This is a genomic window from Parabacteroides sp. AF48-14 (genome assembly GCF_003477465.1).
Taxonomy (GTDB): domain Bacteria; phylum Bacteroidota; class Bacteroidia; order Bacteroidales; family Tannerellaceae; genus Parabacteroides; species Parabacteroides acidifaciens.
Genome location: NZ_QUDI01000098.1, coordinates 1 through 1,359, shown reverse-complemented (window position 1 = coordinate 1,359; position 1,359 = coordinate 1). Strand labels below are relative to the sequence as shown.

At 51.1% G+C, this 1,359-nt stretch carries 1 pseudogene; it reads left to right on the top strand.

Features of this window, described 5'->3' with window-relative positions:
- Positions 1-107: 107 nt before the first annotated feature.
- Positions 108-1,276, top strand: a pseudogene (locus tag DW083_RS21895) (TraG family conjugative transposon ATPase); the annotation flags it as partial.
- Between the last annotated feature and the right edge of the window lie 83 nt (positions 1,277-1,359).

The following is a 1,359-nucleotide window of genomic DNA, read 5'->3' as shown; positions in this document are numbered from 1 at the left end:
TTTTAGTTACAAATAAAAGTTTTGAATTGCTTGAGCCGTATGAGGGGAAACTCTCACGTACGGTTCTTAGAGGGGAAAGCTCCCGTAAGGGGGCTGACCTACTCGACATAGACAAGTATTTGAACGAGGCGCACAGCTTCGGGCTTACCTCCGTGCGGGCTCACTTCAATGTCATGGCGTGGTCGGAAGATGCGGAGGAACTGAAACATATCCGTAACGATGTCGGCAGTCAGTTGGCACTGATGGAGTGCAAGCCCCGGCACAATACCGTTGACGCGGCCACCCTCTATTGGGCGGGTATGCCCGGAAACGGCGGGGATTTCCCCTCGGAGGAAACGTTTTACACGTTCATCGAACCCGCGTTGTGTTTCTTCACGCAGGAAACGAACTATCAGTCCTCTCCGTCGCCTTTCGGTATAAAGATGTGCGACCGGGTTTCGGGCAAGCCCCTGCACGTGGATATTTCCGACCTTCCGATGAAACGCGGAATAACCACCAACCGGAATAAATTCGTGTTGGGCCTTCCGGGTCGGGCAAGTCCTTTTTCATGAACCACATGATAAGACAATACTGGGAGCAGGGCACGCACGTCGTCCTAGTCGATACGGGTAACTCGTATCAGGGCCTTTGCGAGATGGTGCGCCGGAAAACCAAAGGGCGGGACGGGATCTATTACACGTACACGGAAGAGAACCCGATCAGTTTTAACCCTTTCTATACCGACGATTACAAGTACGACGTGGAAAAGAAGGACAGTATCAAGACCCTGCTGCTGACGCTGTGGAAATCCGATGACGACCGGATAAGCAAGACCGAGAGCGGGGAACTCGGCAGTGCCGTTTCCTCCTATATCCAGCGGATCACGGCAGACCGTGGTATCGTGCCGTCCTTTAATACCTTCTACGAGTATATCCGGGACGATTACCGCAAGGAGCTGGACGGACGGGAGATCAAGGTGAGCCGGGAGGACTTCAATATCGACAACTTCCTGACCACCCTCAGGCAGTATTACCGGGGCGGTCGTTTCGACTTCCTGCTCAATTCGGCGGAGAATATCGACCTGCTGGGTAAATCCTTTATCGTATTCGAGATTGATTCCATAAAGGAAAATAAAGAATTGTTCCCGGTGGTGACGATCATCATCATGGAGGCTTTCATCAACAAGATGAGGCGGTTAAAGGGTGTCAGGAAACAACTGATCGTTGAGGAAGCCTGGAAAGCCCTCTCGTCCGCGAACATGGCGGAATACCTGAAATATATGTGTGCGCCCGTAAAGGTTGCATCGTAAACATCTCTTTGGCAAGAGATTAGGAAAGTGTTCTTTGAAAAATAACCTATCATCAGCCGACTTATCTGTTT